At 41.7% G+C, this 18,497-nt stretch carries 16 protein-coding genes; 13 read left to right on the forward strand and 3 right to left on the reverse strand.

Going from position 1 to position 18,497, the window contains the following annotated elements; translation table 11 throughout:
• Positions 1-66: 66 nt before the first annotated feature.
• Complete coding sequence (locus tag ACWPWY_RS22635) at positions 67-1,056, reverse strand: metal-dependent hydrolase (protein WP_454193745.1); 990 nt, start codon at positions 1,054-1,056, stop codon at positions 67-69.
• A gap of 317 nt (positions 1,057-1,373) precedes the next feature.
• Between ACWPWY_RS22635 and cyoE the strand changes: the two genes are divergently transcribed.
• Both cyoE and ACWPWY_RS22645 read left to right on the forward strand, forming a co-directional pair.
• Positions 1,374-2,306: a heme o synthase gene (gene cyoE, locus ACWPWY_RS22640; RefSeq protein WP_454193746.1), complete on the forward strand. Its 933-nt coding sequence runs from the start codon at positions 1,374-1,376 to the stop codon at positions 2,304-2,306.
• Positions 2,307-2,576: 270 nt separating this feature from the next.
• The gene (locus ACWPWY_RS22645; protein WP_454193924.1) at positions 2,577-3,137 is read left to right on the forward strand and encodes an SCO family protein; all 561 of its coding nucleotides are present in this window, start codon (positions 2,577-2,579) and stop codon (positions 3,135-3,137) included.
• 56 nt (positions 3,138-3,193) lie between these two features.
• On the opposite strand, the gene ACWPWY_RS22650 is transcribed toward ACWPWY_RS22645, so the two are convergent.
• Together ACWPWY_RS22650 and ACWPWY_RS22655 are read right to left on the reverse strand one after the other, a co-directional pair.
• A complete protein-coding gene (locus tag ACWPWY_RS22650) occupies positions 3,194-3,547 on the reverse strand; it encodes a toprim domain-containing protein (RefSeq protein ID WP_454193925.1) in 354 nt (117 codons plus the stop codon).
• 129 nt (positions 3,548-3,676) lie between these two features.
• The gene (locus ACWPWY_RS22655) at positions 3,677-4,828 is read right to left on the reverse strand and encodes an MFS transporter (protein WP_454193747.1); all 1,152 of its coding nucleotides are present in this window, start codon (positions 4,826-4,828) and stop codon (positions 3,677-3,679) included.
• Positions 4,829-5,010: 182 nt separating this feature from the next.
• Here ACWPWY_RS22655 and ACWPWY_RS22660 point away from each other — a divergent pair, with 182 nt between their 5' ends.
• From ACWPWY_RS22660 to ACWPWY_RS22710, 11 genes are all read left to right on the forward strand, one after another.
• Positions 5,011-5,445 carry a hypothetical protein gene (locus ACWPWY_RS22660; protein WP_454193748.1) on the forward strand — a complete coding sequence of 145 codons (435 nt, stop codon included), beginning with the start codon at positions 5,011-5,013 and terminating at the stop codon, positions 5,443-5,445.
• A gap of 41 nt (positions 5,446-5,486) precedes the next feature.
• Complete coding sequence (locus tag ACWPWY_RS22665; protein ID WP_454193749.1) at positions 5,487-6,638, forward strand: transglutaminase domain-containing protein; 1,152 nt, start codon at positions 5,487-5,489, stop codon at positions 6,636-6,638.
• A 39-nt stretch (positions 6,639-6,677) separates the two neighbouring features.
• Positions 6,678-8,744, forward strand: a complete 2,067-nt coding sequence (locus ACWPWY_RS22670; RefSeq protein WP_454193750.1) for a peptidoglycan D,D-transpeptidase FtsI family protein — start codon at positions 6,678-6,680, stop codon at positions 8,742-8,744.
• Positions 8,745-8,924: 180 nt separating this feature from the next.
• The gene (locus ACWPWY_RS22675; protein ID WP_454193751.1) at positions 8,925-10,958 is read left to right on the forward strand and encodes a peptidoglycan D,D-transpeptidase FtsI family protein; all 2,034 of its coding nucleotides are present in this window, start codon (positions 8,925-8,927) and stop codon (positions 10,956-10,958) included.
• A gap of 120 nt (positions 10,959-11,078) precedes the next feature.
• Entirely contained in the window at positions 11,079-13,118 is a 2,040-nt protein-coding gene (locus ACWPWY_RS22680) for a peptidoglycan D,D-transpeptidase FtsI family protein (RefSeq protein ID WP_454193752.1), read from the forward strand.
• Between the two features lie 254 nt (positions 13,119-13,372).
• Positions 13,373-14,323: a metal ABC transporter solute-binding protein, Zn/Mn family gene (locus ACWPWY_RS22685; RefSeq protein ID WP_454193753.1), complete on the forward strand. Its 951-nt coding sequence runs from the start codon at positions 13,373-13,375 to the stop codon at positions 14,321-14,323.
• A gap of 29 nt (positions 14,324-14,352) precedes the next feature.
• Entirely contained in the window at positions 14,353-15,159 is an 807-nt protein-coding gene (locus ACWPWY_RS22690) for a metal ABC transporter ATP-binding protein (RefSeq protein WP_454193754.1), read from the forward strand.
• A gap of 5 nt (positions 15,160-15,164) precedes the next feature.
• Complete coding sequence (locus ACWPWY_RS22695) at positions 15,165-16,094, forward strand: metal ABC transporter permease (protein ID WP_454193755.1); 930 nt, start codon at positions 15,165-15,167, stop codon at positions 16,092-16,094.
• A 12-nt stretch (positions 16,095-16,106) separates the two neighbouring features.
• Positions 16,107-16,988, forward strand: a complete 882-nt coding sequence (locus ACWPWY_RS22700) for a metal ABC transporter permease (protein WP_454193756.1) — start codon at positions 16,107-16,109, stop codon at positions 16,986-16,988.
• Positions 16,989-17,209: 221 nt separating this feature from the next.
• The gene (locus ACWPWY_RS22705; protein ID WP_454193926.1) at positions 17,210-17,965 is read left to right on the forward strand and encodes an HAD family hydrolase; all 756 of its coding nucleotides are present in this window, start codon (positions 17,210-17,212) and stop codon (positions 17,963-17,965) included.
• 7 nt (positions 17,966-17,972) lie between these two features.
• Positions 17,973-18,458, forward strand: a complete 486-nt coding sequence (locus ACWPWY_RS22710; RefSeq protein WP_454193757.1) for a DUF456 domain-containing protein — start codon at positions 17,973-17,975, stop codon at positions 18,456-18,458.
• Positions 18,459-18,497: the final 39 nt, after the last annotated feature.

Raw genomic sequence — 18,497 nt, forward strand, 5'->3', positions numbered from 1 at the left:
TGAAAGCGGTGTATTCCGTCAAGCATAAAAAAACGGCCTCTAAGGGCCGTTTTCTTTTTTTGATACTTAGATGTGAGAGCCAAGGGATAATTTTTTCTCCATCTTATCCTCACTAAGCCAGCCTACATAAGTGCTGATCGGCTCATAATTTTTGTCCATTACCATACAGGCAACAAAGGGATACTGTTTACGATGACGATACCTTACATCTCCCCATCGAACAAAATAGCCAAAACTTAATTCTTCAACCTCTGCAACAGCAAAGGAAGTAAAATATAGAAATGCCTGAATGTCTGGATGAGACTTAGAAATCTCAACAGCAGGATGATCTGAGGATACGGCACGCTTACTCCACACGAGGAGATGTCCGTCTAGTTTCCCAATCTCGTAGCTGCCGTCTTTGTGAGCTTTTACCACATGCCAGCGGTTTAAGTGAATTGTAGGTATCACATAATACTTATCTTCAGGTACGGATGAGGTATCCATCTTTCTTACTTGTTTCGTTTTGGAATGATGAACCAGTGTACGCCAGACGTAATAGAGAGCCAAGAATGAATATAGGACAATAAAAGTAGGTGCAGGATCGAAAATTCCAAAGAACCAGAATAAAATAGCGATCACATGGGTTGTAAAAAGAACGGGATCAAAAATATGAATGATATTCCACGAAATCCATTTCTCTGTAAAAGGACGCATAGCTTGTGTACCGTATGTATTAAATACATCGGTAAATACGTGAACACATACGGCTATTCCCGTCCATAACGCAACATGCAGGATCGGTATGTCTCGGAATAACAAGGAAATAACGGCAGTAATTAGCGCTGTCCATATAAATAGAAAGGGGATCGAATGAGTTATCCCTCGATGGTTTCTTATATAGGAAGCATTATTTTTTTTAATCCGAAGAACGGTATCACTATCTGGAGCTTGTGACCCTGCAACGGTGCCAATCATGACGGCAACGGCCAGTTCTGGATTTGAGGCCACGACAGGGTCAACGAAGCTCAGGCCAGCAAGACCAAAGCCCATAACAAAATGTGTAGCTGTATCCATGTAGGTACTCTCCTTTTTGGTAACTAAATCATAAATTCTGCTGAGATTGTTACTTTGTAATGATAAAGATACTAAATTATTTAATGCCCTATTGAGGAAATCTCTATTCAAGTAAGAAAAGTTACAATGCTCGTATTTTGCCATAAAGGTACATGATATTCCAATAACTTACCTCACAAATAGGAAATTTGTCATAGCCTATTCATATTTCAATGATCTTTGTCAAAGACTTTCCTTATTTGTTATGATAAAATTTATATCGGAGGCAATAATATTTTTCTCCAATAAGACGTTCATCGTAAGGAGGATTTACAAGCGTGAATAATAGATATCAGGCATCTTCCGATACAGCAGCGATCCCCGCACGGCCTACGCCGCCGAGAGAATCTGCAACATGGAAAGATTTTGTAGTATTAACAAAGCCGGGAATTCTGAGAACAAACCTGGTTGCCGCATTTGGTGGTTTTTGGCTTGGATCTCAATGGGATGTTGATTATTTAAGAATGATTATTACCATGATCGGGACGATGCTCGTAATGGCCTCATCCTGTGTGTTCAATAATTATTTTGATCGTGAATTAGATAAAAAAATGGAACGAACTCGTAATCGAGCACTACCCACTGGGAAACTCAGCCCGAAGGTAGTGCTTACTTATGCGGTCAGCTTAGGAATTTTGGGACTTGTAGTTTTGTTTACCTATTCCGGCTGGCTTGCAGGCGTCCTTGGTATTTTTGGGATGTTCATTTACGTTATCATTTACACCTTATGGCTGAAGCGTTCATCTACATGGAGTACATCCATAGGTGGATTCTCCGGTGCGGTACCACCCGTTATCGGATATGTAGCTGCATCAGGAACACTTGATCTAGGTGCTCTACTTTTGTTTGCTTTGTTGTTTCTATGGCAGCCTCCACATTTCTGGGCACTGGCAATTCGCAGGGTAGAAGATTATCGTGCTGGAGGATATCCGCTTCTTCCTGTAGTAAAAGGTATCGAACGTACAAAAATCCAGATGATTCCTTATATTATCCTTCTAGTCCCTGTACCGATTTTGATGTATGTGTACAATTACACAGGTTTTGTGTTTATGATTGTTTCGTTAGTTTTATCGTTGATATGGTTATTTTACGGCTTCCAAGGTTTCAAAGCAAAAGACACCGATGCCTGGGCCAAAAAAATGTTTTTCTTCTCGATTAATTACCTAACGATCAGTTTTCTTCTTATGATTCTAGATACGGTTCATAAATAAGAGAATGACTTTGTTTCAAAAACAATATCTATTTTTATTACACCAAGTAACTTAGCGTTAATCATGAAATAAGAGGGAGACCCGCTCCAAACTGGATGGGCCTCCTCCTTTTTTACTCTTCGACTTCAAAAATGTTACATAGTTTATGAATATTGTAAGTTGTACATTTCCTACATCATTTTCATCAACCATTCATTGAAGAAGGAGCGGATCTTTTTGATTTTCAAAAAGTACATATGGACATGGATATTATTATTGATTGCAGCAGTTATGGCAGGTTATCTCATTTATAATGCACTCGATTTTGGAAAAGAAGAGTATCCCAAGTTAGGAAAAGTAGAAAGTTTTTCAATGGAAAATGTGGATGGAAGCACGGTTTCGCTAGAAGATACGCAAGGGAAAACACGTCTGTTTTATTTTTATTTTACAAGTTGTCCTGATGTATGTCCGGTGACGACGTTTAGCATGTCTCAGATACAGGAACTTTTGAAGGAAGATGGGACGTTTGGCAAGGATGCTTCGTTTGTTTCCATATCATTTGATCCAGAAGTTGACACTAGAGAAACTATTAAAGCTTTTGGAGATCGGTTCAAAGCAGATTATTCTGGCTGGTATTTTCTGAGGGGAGATGCAGAAGAGACAAAACAGTTAGCAAGAGAATCATTTAAAATTCTCATTGAAGGAAACAGCGTAGATAATTTCGTACATGCTAATCTGATTGCATTGGTGGATCAAGATAACAATATACGCAAAATCTATAATGCTTCTAATACAGAAGAGGCTGCACCGGAGATCATTGCAAGAGACGTTAGAAATGTAGTGAGTGAATAATCACTATATACTGTATCGTGAAGAAGCTGTGTCCATTAAAGGCACAGCTTTTTTATTTACTGAAATGGTTGCTGAAATTCAGGGTAGATAATGTATTCATCGAGTCCTGCTTTTTCTAACTGGGCAATAAGATACTCATCAGGCGTACCTTCCACCCCTGCATATCCTCGTCTGGTATAAATATGTTCTGCATCCGGGAAAGTATCTCTGAGTTCACCTCGAATACGTTTTCCAGAGCTGTCATTGTCCATAAACAAATAAACCTCATCATATTGAATCTGTTTACGAAGCTTCTCTAGCTTCATGCTATTGAGTGTTCCATACGTGCATAAAATAGAAATCTCGGGTTGTAACAACCGACGGAGTTTGCTGCGATCATTTTTACCTTCCACAATGACATGAATCGGCATCGTATACTTCACCTCTTGTTTTATTCGCATATGGACTCGAAATTCCCCGGGAAATGTTTATGTTCTATTTTATCGCAAAGTACGGATTTCATGCAAAAAGATCAGTCCATTAATGGACTGATCTTTTTATTAGATGTGTTTTGGTTCCGGAGTAAGTGTGGAGGTACGCACCTGTTTAGAAAATGGTAAAAACAAGAGACCAATCATGAGGACAAGGAAAGCTAGGAAGTAAGGAGAGATATCCATACGAATTTGTCCTGATACGATGGGACCTACAAACGAACCTAATGAAGTGGCAATAGATTGAATGGAAAAAATTCGTCCAAGCCGAGCTCCACCGCTTAGCTGTACAAACATGGTAGCTAGTGCTGGGAAGATAATACCTTTCGATGTACCAAGGACATATAGGATCAGCCATAAAGGCAATTCGGGTGTAGAAGCGAGCAGAAAGAAGCTGATTGCCATAAGTAATACGCCTGCGGCAAGACGAAGCTTCGTTGAATAACGATTGAGAAATAACATACTAAGTGTAGTGAGTGCTCCTAAGCTGATAATGGAGAATAAGAGGCCTGTTGATAAAATGGAAGCTGATCCGCTGCCTCGGAGGGGGAGTTCAAAGAATAGAACGCCCTGAGAGCATGCAATGACTAAGGGTAAAACAAAGTAACGCCAAGATATGGGAAGGAATCGACCTTCCATCGGAGGCAGCACTTTGGTACTCTGCGTACTGGCTGTATTCATGGCAGGAATCGTGAAAAAAGCCATCAGTCCAGTAACGATCAATAGAATTCCAAGGCTCTGAAAAGCCCCAGAGAAGCCAATACCTGCAACAATGAAGGCACCCGCTGCGGGAGAGACCACAGAAGCCAGTGTATGGACTACACCATGTCCTGACATATATTTTCCTTGCGTTGTTGGGTCAGACGACAACTGAGCAAGCAGAGTCATACAGGCGGGGGAGAGAAAAGCAAGAACAAATCCGCTGAGTGCCCGTAAAATAAGCAACTGCCAAGGGGTTTCAACATAGGCTTGAAGTAGTAAAAGGATCCCAGCTGTTGTTAGACTGAAAATAATGTAACGCTTGCTTCCATACTTATCGATTTGTGTGCCTGCAATCAGATTTCCCGGTAGATGGGTTAAGGAATAAATGCCCATCATCCAACCAATAAAGGTGGGAGCTGCGCCTAATGAAATTGCAAAAGGCGTAAGAATAGGATACTGTGCATGTAAATCAAAGAAGGCTAAAAATAGAAATAAATAAAGCCATATGGCCGTTTTCAAGGAAACAGCACCTCCCATTTCAATATATAGCCTAGAACATCGTATGATATACTTGTACGCCTAATAGGACAGTCTTATACCGTATTTTTGCGTAAACCGGTGCTTAGCTGACAGCAGTATCGGTAATCATGTATAATATTCGGGAACTCATAACAATGGAGTTCGGGAGGTGGATGATCATAATGGATTTAGAAGTATGGAAAGAGTTCGTACAGCAAAATTGGCTGGTTATTATTGTTGCTTTGATCTTATTGTTTATTGTCATTAATGTACTTAAGACGGTACTCAAGTGGGCTATCGTTCTTGTAATTGTGGCCGCACTGATCATATACAGCGGTGTTTCTTTAGACCAGATCAAAGATGTAGTTACGGATGTAAGTTCGTCTACTGTGGAAACGGTGAAGACAGAGGCACAAGAACTGATGCAGAACGAAGCGAAGCAAGCTACCTATGTTCTTCACAAAGATGGAACGTTTACAATTACGAGTCCCAATGTGGAAGTTACAGGGGAACAAGGCAAAGATAAAGTGAAAGTAAGTCTGCGCGGTGTATCTGTAGGTGAGTGGAGTATTAATAATGCAGCTGTGAAAGAGTATATGGAAACCGCACAAAACTAAATAAAGATAAATATAAGTATAGGAATAACAGGGGTGAAAACATGTTCGAATCATGGATCGATAGCCTTTTGAACGGAAATGTGGTCACGCTTGTTCTATTGGTCATTCTCCTTGTATCACTGATCCAAGGATTTGCAAGAGGAGCTTCACGCTCAGCAGGAGCGCTGGTAAACCTGGTTACGGAAGGGATGTTTACCGTCATCGGTCTAGCTAGTGCTTTTTTCCTTTCTATGAAGTTATCTCCAATTGTTCAAACGTGGCTAGCACAACATAGTGAGAATATACCGAATCGGGATTTGAAAGTATGGGAGCAAATTTATTATACTGCCATTACCGGGCTAACTGATTTTCCGTTAATGCGATTTGCTGTTCTATTTATGATTAGTTATGCAGTGATACGTTTTGTTCTGTCTGTAATTGGTGGTTTGCTTACAGGGCTGGGTCTTGGAAGGTCGAATACCAGATCTCGTAAGGATCCAGGAATGATTAGCCGCCTTCTTGGTGCTGTTTTCGGAGTTGTTGTCGGCGTAGCGAGGAGCATTCTGGTAATTGCGCTGTTATTTATAGTAGTGAGTCTATATCCAGGAAGTGCATTTAGTAATTATGTGGAATCTTCCCCTTTATATCAGCAGGGTGCCAAAAAAGTGATTGAACCGCTCTCGGGAACACTGATCAAGGAACGGCTTCCTGTCATTACCCAAGCGGCAAAAAATGAACTAACCGGCATTATGCAACGAAGATATGAAGTGATCGATCGGAGTATTCCTAAGGATATAGAAGGAGCGGCTGCTAAAGTAACAGAGAACGCGGCCACTGATGAAGAAAAGGCAAAGGCGCTCTATCAATGGGTAGGTACTCGTGTTGAATATGACTACGGCAAAGTAGAGGACTATGAACAAAGAGGCATATGGAATGAGCAAACACCGCAGGATACTTTTCAAACGATGAAAGGTGTTTGCATTGACTATGCAAGGCTATACGCGGTTATGGCCCGGTCACAAGGATTGGATGTAAAAGTCATTACAGGTCTTGGATATAATGGACAAGGCGGATACGGTGCTCATGCATGGAACGAAGTATATTTAAGTGAAACAGATGAGTGGGTACCTCTTGATCCAACTTGGGCGAATAGTGGGAATTGGTTTAATCCATCTAACTTCTATGACACCCATATTAAAGATCAGTCCTTATAATGTATTTGTTAAACCGCAGTTAGAAAGGATAGTTTAGGAATGAGCAAAGAGGAAACAGACCCACATATGAAAAAAAAGATTGTTGAGGAGAAAAGATTCACTTTTCGACTAAATGTCTTTTTTCTTGCAACCTTTTTAATCTTTGGTGTACTGATCATCAGGCTGGCTTATCTGCAGCTGGTTCAGGGTCCTACGCTAAAAAAAGAAGAAGCAAGTGTCGCAACGAAAAGTGTATCTCTTTCACCCATTCGAGGGACGATATTTGACTCTACGGGTGAGAATCGCCTTGCCTATTCCACCTCAACTCAGTCTTTATATGTGAGTTTAGATAAAAACTACACCCGTGAAGAAAACAAAGATGAATTAAAAGAGCTGGTTTCGAGTCTCAAAAATGTCTTTGATCTTTATGGAGATTCGAGCAAAACAATGACAGAAGCTGATATTGAGGAAGCTCTTGATATCTCCTATCGTAAGAATTTTGGGTATACGCCGAGAAGAGTTAAGACGGATCTGACAGATGAAGAGATTGCCTATTTTCTATCCCATAAGGATGAGTTTCCAACCGTGGAAGTGGTAGAAGAAAACGTAAGACGTTATAACGAGGATACGGTTGCCGTACAAACTGTAGGATATATGAAGCCATTTCGTTCCGTTATTGATCCGGATTATGGGCTCGGTTATTATCTGAAAGCCAAGGAAGAAACCGACCCTAAGCTTCAATATCTGGATGACGAGGAAGTCGGATATGATGGTGTAGAGTTTATGTTTCAAGAGGAATTAAGAGGAACAAAGGGCGTTAAGACATTCCCGGTTAACTCACAAAATCAAATTTCTGGCGAAGCAGAGATTACGGCTCCTAAAAAAGGGAATAACGTTTGGTTATCTATTAATAAAGATGTCCAGTTGGCTACCGAACAGGCAATTATGGACCAATTGGAATATTTGCAAACGACAAGTAATTCTAGTATAAAAGCACCAAATGCCAAAACGGGATTTGCAGTAGCCATGGAAGTGGACACAGGTAAGATCGTATCGATGGCAAGTATGCCAGACTATGACCCGAACATTTGGACAAAAGGAAGCATGACACAAGAAGAACTTAATAATATTGCTCCTTATGCTTCAAATGGTGCAATTCGCGAAGTGTATCAGTCCTACAGCAGTAAAGAGGAGAGTTATAAACATCCCTCTTCCACGGTGCTGCTCGGTTCCGTTATTAAGCCATTATCTGTTCTCATTGGTCTGCAAGAAAATTTATTTACAACATCTACTTTATATAATGACGTGGGGGTAGGGAAGTTTGGTAAGAAGGGTTATGAAACTTCCGTTCGAAATTCGGGGAGTCACGCTTATGGTTTGATCGATCCTGCTTCTGCTATTGAGCACTCCTCTAATGCATTTATGGTAGAGATGGTCGGTAATAAATTATATGAGAAGTATGGTGCAGATGGTGTTGAGGTATGGGATAAATACATGAAGGAATTTGGGCTAGGGGTATCGACAGAGAGTGGTTTACCTAATGAACAGTCAGGTCTTCGCGAATATATAAATGAAGCAGAGAATAGCAGTTCGCAGTCAGCACTTGCCTATGCTTCTTTCGGGCAGCAAGGAAAGTACACCACACTTCAGCTTGCTCAGTATGCAGCCATGCTTGCGAATGAAGGGAAACGTTTAAAACCACAAATTGCTAGCAAGATTACGGATGTAGAAGGCAATGTAGTGAAAGAATTTGGTGCAGAAATACTAAACACCGTTGAATTTGATTCTTCTTTTTGGGATGAAATCAAAGCAGGGATGAATAGTAATGCTCAAGGATTTGAGGGATTCCCGTATGATTTTGCCCGCAAAACAGGAACATCTCAGCAAAGTGTAGGCGGAGAACTCGTCGAAAACGGCGTATTTATTACATTTGCTCCTAGAGACAATCCCAAGCTTGCCATTGCTGTTGTTGTGCCTGAAGGGGGATTTGGTTCAGTCAGTGCAGCGCCTATCGCACGTAAAATATATGATGCCTATGATCAATATATTGGCCTTGATGGAACACCGAAAATTCAAGATTCTCAAGCTGAAAGTGATGCTTCTGAACAAGGTGATTCCGGTGAATAGGCTATGAAATAGCCATTTGTAATATACCATGATAAAAACAGCGTGTGCCACGTTAATGAGGCACACGCTGTTTTGTCGTTTTATGACGAAATTGTAATCAGCAAAAGAGAAATTTGGACAACAGTTGTGGTAGAATAAAAAAAGGATATCTATGGAACAGAAAGAAAAGTGAGGTATGGTATGACGCAGCAGCAAAATCACGAAAAAGAAGAACTCTCAAATAAGCGCCGCTTTAGTTTTCGTCTGAATTTTTTCTTCTTTAGCTCTTTTATTATTTTTTCTATTATTATCATTAGGCTTGCTGTGCTTCAGTTTGTAGAAGGACCGGAGCTCGCCCAGCAGGAGAGCGGCAGTGTGACTAAGAATATACCGCTACTACCGGTAAGGGGTTCCATACTTGACTCTACGGGTGAGGTGAAACTGGCTTATTCAGAGCCTATTCAGTCACTGTATATTACTTTATATAAAAATTATAGTAAGCCGACGGACGGTTCGGTTAATCCAAACCATGAAGAGGCACTGGAGATGGCTGAACGTCTAGCTGAAGTTTTTGAAAAGTATAAAGACCCAAGTGCGGAAACAATAACAGCAGCGGATATCGAAAAGGCAATGGATCTCAATTATCGACAAACGCATGGCTATACACCTAGGCTGATTAAGAGTAACTTATCAGAAAAAGAGATCGCTTATTTTTTGCAACATAAAAAAGAGTTTCCAGGTGTCAGCGTAATCGAAGAAACGGTAAGAAAATATGATGAGGATACAGTTGCTGTACAAGCAATCGGCTACCTCAAAACGTTTAAGACCTCAAAAACTCTCGAGAAATATAAAGAATTAGATGAATTGAATAAAGATCAAACCGAACCAGGGCTCGTGTATTCGGAACTGGAGTCGGTTGGTGTAGATGGCCTTGAAATGCAGTATCAGGATGAACTTCGCGGTAAAGCAGGCTATAGTCAAATTCCAATCAATCCACTGAATCTTCCAGAAGAAGGTACAGTGATTCAGGCTCCTGAGAAAGGAAATGACATCGTATCTACCATCAATAAGGATATTCAGGTAGAAACGGAACAAGCGATTCTGGATCAGCTCGACTGGCTGCATCGTAATCCTGTCTCCGGTAAATTACATCCTAATGCTACAACGGGTTATGCTGTTGCGATGGAAGTAGATACAGGGAATATTGTGGCAATGGCAAGTATGCCGGATTACGACCCCAATGATGAATGGGATTATGACAAAATCAAGTACATTTATCGTAACGGGACAACCGAATCGTACCCGCCGGATGATTCGAGAAGAAGGATGGAATCGACGGTTCTCTTGGGTTCTACGATTAAACCACTTAGTGTTTTAATCGGTTTAAAAGAAGGTCTATTTAGTACAAATACGGCCTATCAAGATGTAGGATATGCCCTTTTTGGTCGTGACGATTCTAGAGTACGAAACTCACAGAATCATGTGTATGGACTGCTTTTTCCGGATACAGCTATTAAACACTCCTCGAATGCGTTTATGGTGGATATGATCGGTGAAAGACTGTATAACAAGTTCGGCAGTAAAGGAATTGATATCTGGGATCAGCATATGAAAGAGTTTGGTCTTGGTGTTGAGACAGGTGTAGATTTACCGCGTGAATTTAAGGGGCAAATTGAGTATAAGAATGAAAAGGAAACAGCTCTTTCTCGTCTTGCATTCGCATCTTTTGGACAGCAGGGTAAGTATACGACCATGCAACTTGCTCAATACACAACGATGCTTGCTAACAAAGGAAAAAGGTTGGAACCGCATCTTATCAAAGAAATTCGTGATTCCGAAGGAAATGTAGTGAAGAAAATTGAGCCTAAAATACTCAATGAAGTGGATTTTGCAGATGAGTACTGGAATACGGTCCATCGCGGCATGTCAACGAATGTAGATATGGCCTTCTCAGGTTTCCAATATGACTTCGCTAGAAAAACAGGTACCTCGCAGCAAGATATTTTTTACAATGGGACAAAAAATAGGATTGATAATGGTGTATTTATAGCTTTTGCACCGCGCAATAATCCGAAACTGGCTGTAGCCGTCGTGATGCCGGAAGGTGGTTTTGGTTCCAGCAGTGCGGCTCCTGTTGCTCGTAAAATTTTTGATGCATATGATAAAGTGTACGGTCTGGATGGTATTCCTAAAGGGGACCCGCAAGACGATGAAGAAACTTCACAAAACGAATAGATGGATAAAAAGGCGTCTTTTGCAGAAAAGCAAAGGGCGTCTTCTTTTTTGTACAATGGTGGTAAATGTTGGTATAATTAGAGCGTATGTACAGTTAGTGTTTTATCTATGGGGGGACCAATGATGAATCGTTATGAACAGGATGAAGAGAATATAAAGATCGAGCGGAGACGGACTTTTCGTATGAATATTTCCTTTTTTGCTGTTTTTACATTATTTTGTGTTCTTATCGTGCGACTTGCATTTATACAGTTTGTAGAAGGGGAAGAACTGTCGAATCTGGAACGAGGTGAGAACAAAAGAGCAGTACCCATGATGCCGATCCGAGGGACGATCTATGATTCTACTCATACACCGCTGGCTTATTCAGAGCCCTCGCATTCCTTATATATTTCTTTATACGAGAATTATGGATTGTCGAATGGGATTCCTACAGCGGGAAGAATTGAAATGAATTTAATGGCCGAAAAGATAGCAGATGTCTTTACGAAATATGGGGACAAGGATGCCCCGGAAATCACAGCTGGGCAGATTATAGAGGGTCTCGATCTGAATTATTCCAAATTCGGTGGATATGTCCCTCGTCTTATTAAAAGCAATTTATCAGATAAAGAAGTAGCTTACTTCTTGCAGAATAAAGATCAGTTTAAAGGGATTCAAATCATCGAAGAAACGGTGCGTAAATACCATAAAGATACGCTTGCTACGCAAACGGTTGGATACTTGTTTAAATATAAAGGAGCCAAGGATGATTCTTTCTATAAGAAGATTAGTGAACAAAATTCAGAAGTAGGTCTAGAAAATCCAGGTCTTTTTTATCAGGAGAATGAGAATGTTGGCTTTGGCGGGCTTGAATTGCAATATCAGAAGGAACTTCGCGGGGAGTCAGGATATCAGCTAATACCGGTTGACATGCGAAATATGCCGACAGGTCCAGGAGAGATGGTTGCTCCTAAGAAAGGGAACGATCTATATACAAATCTGCATAAAGATGTGCAGCGGATAACGGAACAGGCTATTATAGATCAGATTAAAGCGCTGCGTACGAGTGGAAGAAAAGAATCACGTAATGCAAAGACAGGCTATGCTGTAGCTATGGAAGTCGATACCGGAAATGTAATTGCTATGGCAAGCATGCCGGATTACGATACGAACGTATGGGAGAACGGTGGAGTTTCCCCTAAGGTATATGACGAAATCAAGAATGTATATCAAAATGGCACAATACGATCTTTTTTTCCAACCGATCAAACGAATACACCGGAGTCTGTAGTTCTACTAGGTTCTACGATCAAACCTCTTAGTGTTCTGATTGGTCTTAAAGAAGGACTGATCAGCCCTTCGACGAGTTATCCAGATAAGGGATATGCTGAATTTGGACGGGATGGCTCAAGAGTAGGGAACTCTGGTGGTGCAGTGATGGGAAGATTGACTCCACGGGAGGCTATTCGCAGATCATCCAATGCTTTTATGGTGGATTTGATTGGGGAAGGACTTTGGAACCGTTACGGCAGCGAGGGAGTCGAAATCTGGGATAAATATATGAAAGAGTTCGGACTTGGGGTAGAAACAGGGGTCGATCTACCAAACGAATATCGTGGATATATTGAATATAATCAGGAAGGACAAACGGCGCTGGCATCTCTTGCTTTCGCATCCTTTGGCCAACAGGGAAAATACACGACAATGCAGCTTGCTCAGTACGTAGGAATGCTTGCGAATAAAGGAAAACGTATGGAACCACATCTTGTCAGTGAGATTAGGGATTCCGAAGGGAATGTTATCCGTAAAATAAAACCTAAAGTACTGAATGAAGCAAAGTTTAACGATGCGCATTGGGATTTGATCCGAAGCGCGATGGCAACCAATGTAGGAACAAGCTTTGATGGTTTCCCTTATGATTTTGCAAGGAAGACAGGTACTTCTCAACAAAGGATTTATCCAGGAAATGGTAGGGCAGCGGTGACGGTGGATAATGGAGTGTTTATTGCCTTTGCTCCTCGTGAAAATCCAAAACTTGCGGTCGCAGTTATGATTCCGGAAGGCGGCTTTGGATCGGTTAGTGCTGCGCCAATCGCTCGCAAAATTTTCGATGCGTATGATGAGTACTATGGATTAGATGGTATACCCAAAAAAGAGAAGGTAAAGAAAGAAAAATAATAATGGTCATATTTTTAAACAAAGTGATCGTTAATTTTACATCATTATATATAGGCTACAGCCGTTTTGTAGCCGAATCTAAGACAAGCAAGAGAAAATTTCTCTTGCTTTTTTATTTTGTCTCCAATAAAATTTGCCTTAGGGAAACTTAATTGGTTATATATAAATTAATTGTTATAGGTTAAACAACTTGTACATGGTAAAGACATGAGTTTTGGAAATCGCCTAATTAACTTAGAGAGGAAGAGTGGACTATGAAAAAGAGGAGTAAATGGAATCGAATCGTTATGGCTGTGGTGGTGAGTTCGATCATGGTTTTAACCGCTTGCGGTACATCAAGTGAAGCTGGAGAAAACGAGGGAACGGAAAAATTAAAGATTACAACCACAACGGGCATGATTGCAGATGCTGCTAAAGAAGTCGGCGGGGATCATGTAGAAGTAACCGGGCTTATGGGACCAGGAGTGGATCCCCATTTGTATAAAGCTTCTCAAGGAGATATTAGAAAATTGGAACAAGCGGATCTCATTTTATATAACGGTTTGCATCTTGAAGGGAAGATGTCTGATATTCTAATCAACCTAGGCAAATCTAAGACCGTGACTGAGGTAACCAAAGATATTCCAGAAAGCGAGCTGCTCATGGTTCCTTATGGGGATAAGGAAGAAGCAGATCCTCATGTATGGTTCGATGTGACAAAGTGGATACAGGTTACGGATACAATTCGGAATACCCTCATTGAGGCAGATCCTGAACATGCAAAAGACTACAATGATCAGGCTGATGCGTATATAGCGAAGCTGCAAGAATTGCACGAAGAAGTCAGCGAAAGCATTGCTTCCATTCCTAAAGCAGCTCGGGTACTCGTCACAGCACATGATGCTTTTGGATACTTTGGTCAGGCTTACGATATTGAAGTGCTTGGTTTACAAGGAATCAGTACATCTGCTGAATTTGGTGTAAACGATGTTAGTGAGCTGAGGGATTTTCTTGTAGACAACCAAATTAAAGCGGTTTTTGTAGAATCCAGTATTTCACCTAAAGCAATGGAAGCGATCGTAGCGGGGGCAAAAGAGAAAGGTCATACGGTTACGATTGGCGGGCAATTATACTCTGATGCGATGGGCCAAGAAGGAACCGAAGAGGGGACGTATATTGGTATGGTAAAAAGTAATACGAAGGTTATCGTTGAAGCTTTGAAATAGTATACACAAGGATAAGAGGAGTGGAGAAAATGGGCATAATTACGCAGGAAGACACCATAAACCTGTCAGAATCTAGTGAAGGACAATTTCCGTTTTCTGTTCAACATCTGGCCGTTGCCTATCATAAAAAACCGGTGCTCGAAGACATCACATTCTCCGTACCAGAAGGGAAATTAATAGGAATATTAGGACCCAATGGAGCCGGCAAATCAACACTGATTAAAGCAGCGCTGGGTCTAGTGCCCTCCCTCAGTGGGGATGTCAAGATATACGGAAAATCCTATAAAGAACAGCGCAAAAGAATTGGGTATGTACCGCAGCGAGAATCCGTGGATTGGGATTTTCCAACGAATGCCCTTGATGTAGTGATCATGGGTAGGTACGGAAGACTGGGTTGGTTTAAGAGACCTGGGAAAAAAGAAAAAGAAATCGCAATGGATTGTCTGAAAAAAGTAGGGATGGCCGATTTCTATAACCGTCAGATTAGTCAGCTGTCTGGTGGACAGCAGCAACGTGTATTCCTGGCAAGAGCCCTTGCTCAGGATGCGGATATCTACTTCATGGATGAACCATTTGCAGGTGTGGATGCGACTACAGAGAAGGCGATCATCGCCTTGCTGAGCGAACTGAAGGAACAAGGGAAGACAGTGCTTGTCGTTCATCATGACCTTGCCACAGTAGAGGAATATTTCGATCATGTCATATTGCTGAACGGAAAGTTAATAGCAGCGGGTCCAACACCTACCACTTTCACATCAGAGATGCTTCATAAAACATATGGCGGCCGTATTGCGATGATTGGTCAGTCAGCCGCTGCGGAGAAGTGGAAGGAGTAGTAGGTATGATGAACTGGATAATCTCCATTATGACAGATCCAAATGCAAGGTGGATCATGCTTGGTTCGATGCTGCTTGGGTTTAGCAGCGGAATGGTGGGATCATTTACTTATCTTCGTAAGCAAAGTCTGATTGGAGATACGTTAGCCCATGCCGCTCTCCCAGGGATCTGTATTGCTTTTATGTTAAGCGGGATAAAATCAACTTTCTTATTTATGCTGGGTGCTCTCGTTTCGGGAATTATTGCAACAGTGGGAATATCAGTTATAACAAAATATTCCCGTATAAAACAAGACACGGCACTCGGAGTCGTATTATCCGTATTTTTTGGTGTAGGAGTTATGTTGTTAACTCGCATTCAGCACGGGGATTATGGTAGTCAGAGCGGACTGGATAAATATATGTTTGGTCAAGCGGCTTCTATGGTTAGAAGCGATGTCTATACGATGCTTGGCGTTTCTATATTTCTGCTTGTTGTATGCTGTCTTTTATTTAAAGAATTCAAGTTAATTAGTTTTGATCCTGGATTTGCTAGGGGAATGGGGTATCCTTCTGGATTACTGGAGCAGCTACTACTGTTCCTCACGGTAATTGCAGTTGTAGCAGGTGTTCAGGTTGTTGGTGTAGTATTAGTTGCTGCACTTCTCGTTACCCCCGCTGCAGCGGCTAGATACTGGACACATCGGCTGGGTCTGATGGTTGCTTTGGCTGGATTATTCGGAGCCCTTAGTGGAGTGATCGGTACGTTGATTAGTGCGACCACACCAGATTTGCCTACAGGACCGGTAACCGTACTCGTTGCAACCGGATTATTTGTGATATCTGTTTTTTTTGCCCCGGACAGAGGACTGATTGCAAGAGCCATTCGTGGGCGGAGAGTGAAGACAGATTATAATCAGCAGTCAAGTAAGCAGCGGGCTGAAATTAGGAAGTAGAGGAGGATCATCATGTCAGGATTTTGGATTATACTCACCGCGATACTCGTTTCCTCCGCCTGTGCGCTTCTTGGGACCTTTCTTGTGCTTAGAAAGATGGCCATGGTCGGGGATGCCATTAGTCATGCTGTGCTGCCTGGGATTGCGATTGCCTTTCTAATCAGCGGGCGTGAGTCGCTGTGGATTTTGGTGGGGGCTACTGCTCTTGGACTCATTGCTGTTTTTCTCATTCAATCTTTACAGTCGAGCGGACTATCATCCGATGCATCGATTGGGATTGTCTTTACGTCTCTCTTTGCCGTAGGCGTTATCTTAATCAGCTTGAACGCACAAAATATTGATCTAGATCTCGATCATGTTCTTTTCGGAGAAATAGCCTATGTTCAGTGGGATCAGCTGACTGTAAGCGGTGTTGACGTAGGGCCAAGGGCGGTATGGATGCTTGGGATCACACTGGTTGTCATTTTGGTCTTACTAACTTTATTTTATAAGCAATTCAAACTTTGTTCGTTTGATCCAGCACTTGCCGCAGCAAGCGGTATTCCGGTGGCATTGTTTCATTATTTACTCATGGGGATGGTCTCCATGACTTCGGTTGCCTCTTTTGATAGCGTAGGCGCTATTCTCGTTGTCGGGATGCTCATTGTTCCTGCTGCAACAGCCTATCTATTGACCGACCGTCTTGGTGTCATGCTGATTCTTAGTGTTCTGATCGGAGCAGCAAGCTCCGTTGCTGGATATTATACAGCCTTCCTGCTTGATGCTTCGATTGCGGGATGCATGGTAGCTTCGGCAGGTGGATTTTTCGTACTTGCTTTTCTGTTCTCGCCGCTTCATGGTGTTCTCGTTCGGAGAATCATGCGAGGTAAGGGAAGCAGGGAAGTACAACTGTAATATGGAATAGATGTGAAATGCATAGGAATAAAATAAATGCATAGAAAAGAGCAGGTGAAAACCACCTGCTCTTTTCTATATATGTCTCACAAATGACTCTATAACATGTGAACCTCTTTTGTTGCATTTCCTTGTTTATGATAAAATGCGATATGTATTGTGATTCATAACAGACAATAAAGAGAAAGAATGGATGGATAAGAGAATAAAAGGAGGATACTATTTTGAATAATCAATATCGATATAAATTACTTGCTTTGGATATGGATGGCACGCTGCTTACGGATGAACATGAAATCTCTCATGAGACGTCTAGCTGGATTCATAAGGCGATGAAAGCGGGTATTCATGTATGTCTATCTACAGGACGTGCTGCTCATCATGCGCTCCCTTATGGCCAGGAACTCGGCCTTGATACACCGATGGTTACGGTGAACGGAAGCGAAGTATGGAAATCACCGAATGAACTGCAAGTAAGAACCCTGCTTGATCCGGAACTGGTATCTAAAATGCATGAGATTGCTATCAAGCACGATTGCTGGTTCTGGGCTTATTCCGTAGATAAGCTGTTTAACAGTGAGCGGTGGGTGGAATCCATCTACGATCATGAGTGGCTGAAATTCGGATATACAACCGACAATAATGAGGTCCGTCATCAGATTTTAATGGAGCTTCAGGATCTGGGCGGTCTTCAGGTTACGAATTCTTCAACAACGAACCTTGAAGTTAATCCGGCAGGTATTTCTAAAGCTAGCGGGATTGAGGAAGTATGTAAACTGCTCGGAATTACGATGGAAGAGGTGGTTGCGGTAGGCGACAGTCTGAATGATCTTGCTGTCATTCAAGCAGCAGGACTTGGAGTCGCTATGGGGAATGCACAGGAAACGGTAAAAGAAGCAGCAGATCTCGTAGTAGGCACGAATAATGAAGATGGAATTGTGGAAGTGATACGAGACTATATTTTGAAGGAGGCATAATCGCCTGATGACAATCCTTGGTTGGATTCTTGTTATTCTACTGTTTGCGATTGGACTTGCGGGAGCGATTTTTCCCATCTTACCTGGCGCTCTGGCCATTTATTTAGCCTTTTTCGTATATGGATGGTTCTTCGGATTCGAAGAATTTGGAGTCTGGTTCTGGATTATCCAAACACTGATCGTCGTGGTGCTTTTTGTGGCAGACTACGTAGTAAATGCCTGGGGTGTGAAGAAATACGGAGGTTCAAAGCTTTCGACCACACTCAGTACGATTGGTGTAATTATCGGACCTTTTGTGATCCCGGCTTTTGGACTTGTGATTGGACCATTCTTAGGCGCTTTTGTTGGTGAACTGATTGGTGGATCGACGGTTCAAAAATCAGCGAAAGTTGGATTTGGTTCTGTGTTAGGTTTATTTGCAAGTACCGTCATGAAGATCATTTTGCAAGTAGCAATGGTTATCATATTCTTTATATGGATTACAGTTAATTAAAATTAGGTTCCTAAACGTTTCGTTCGGGGGAAGGAAGAA

Source organism: Paenibacillus sp. Marseille-Q7038, from assembly GCF_965111595.1.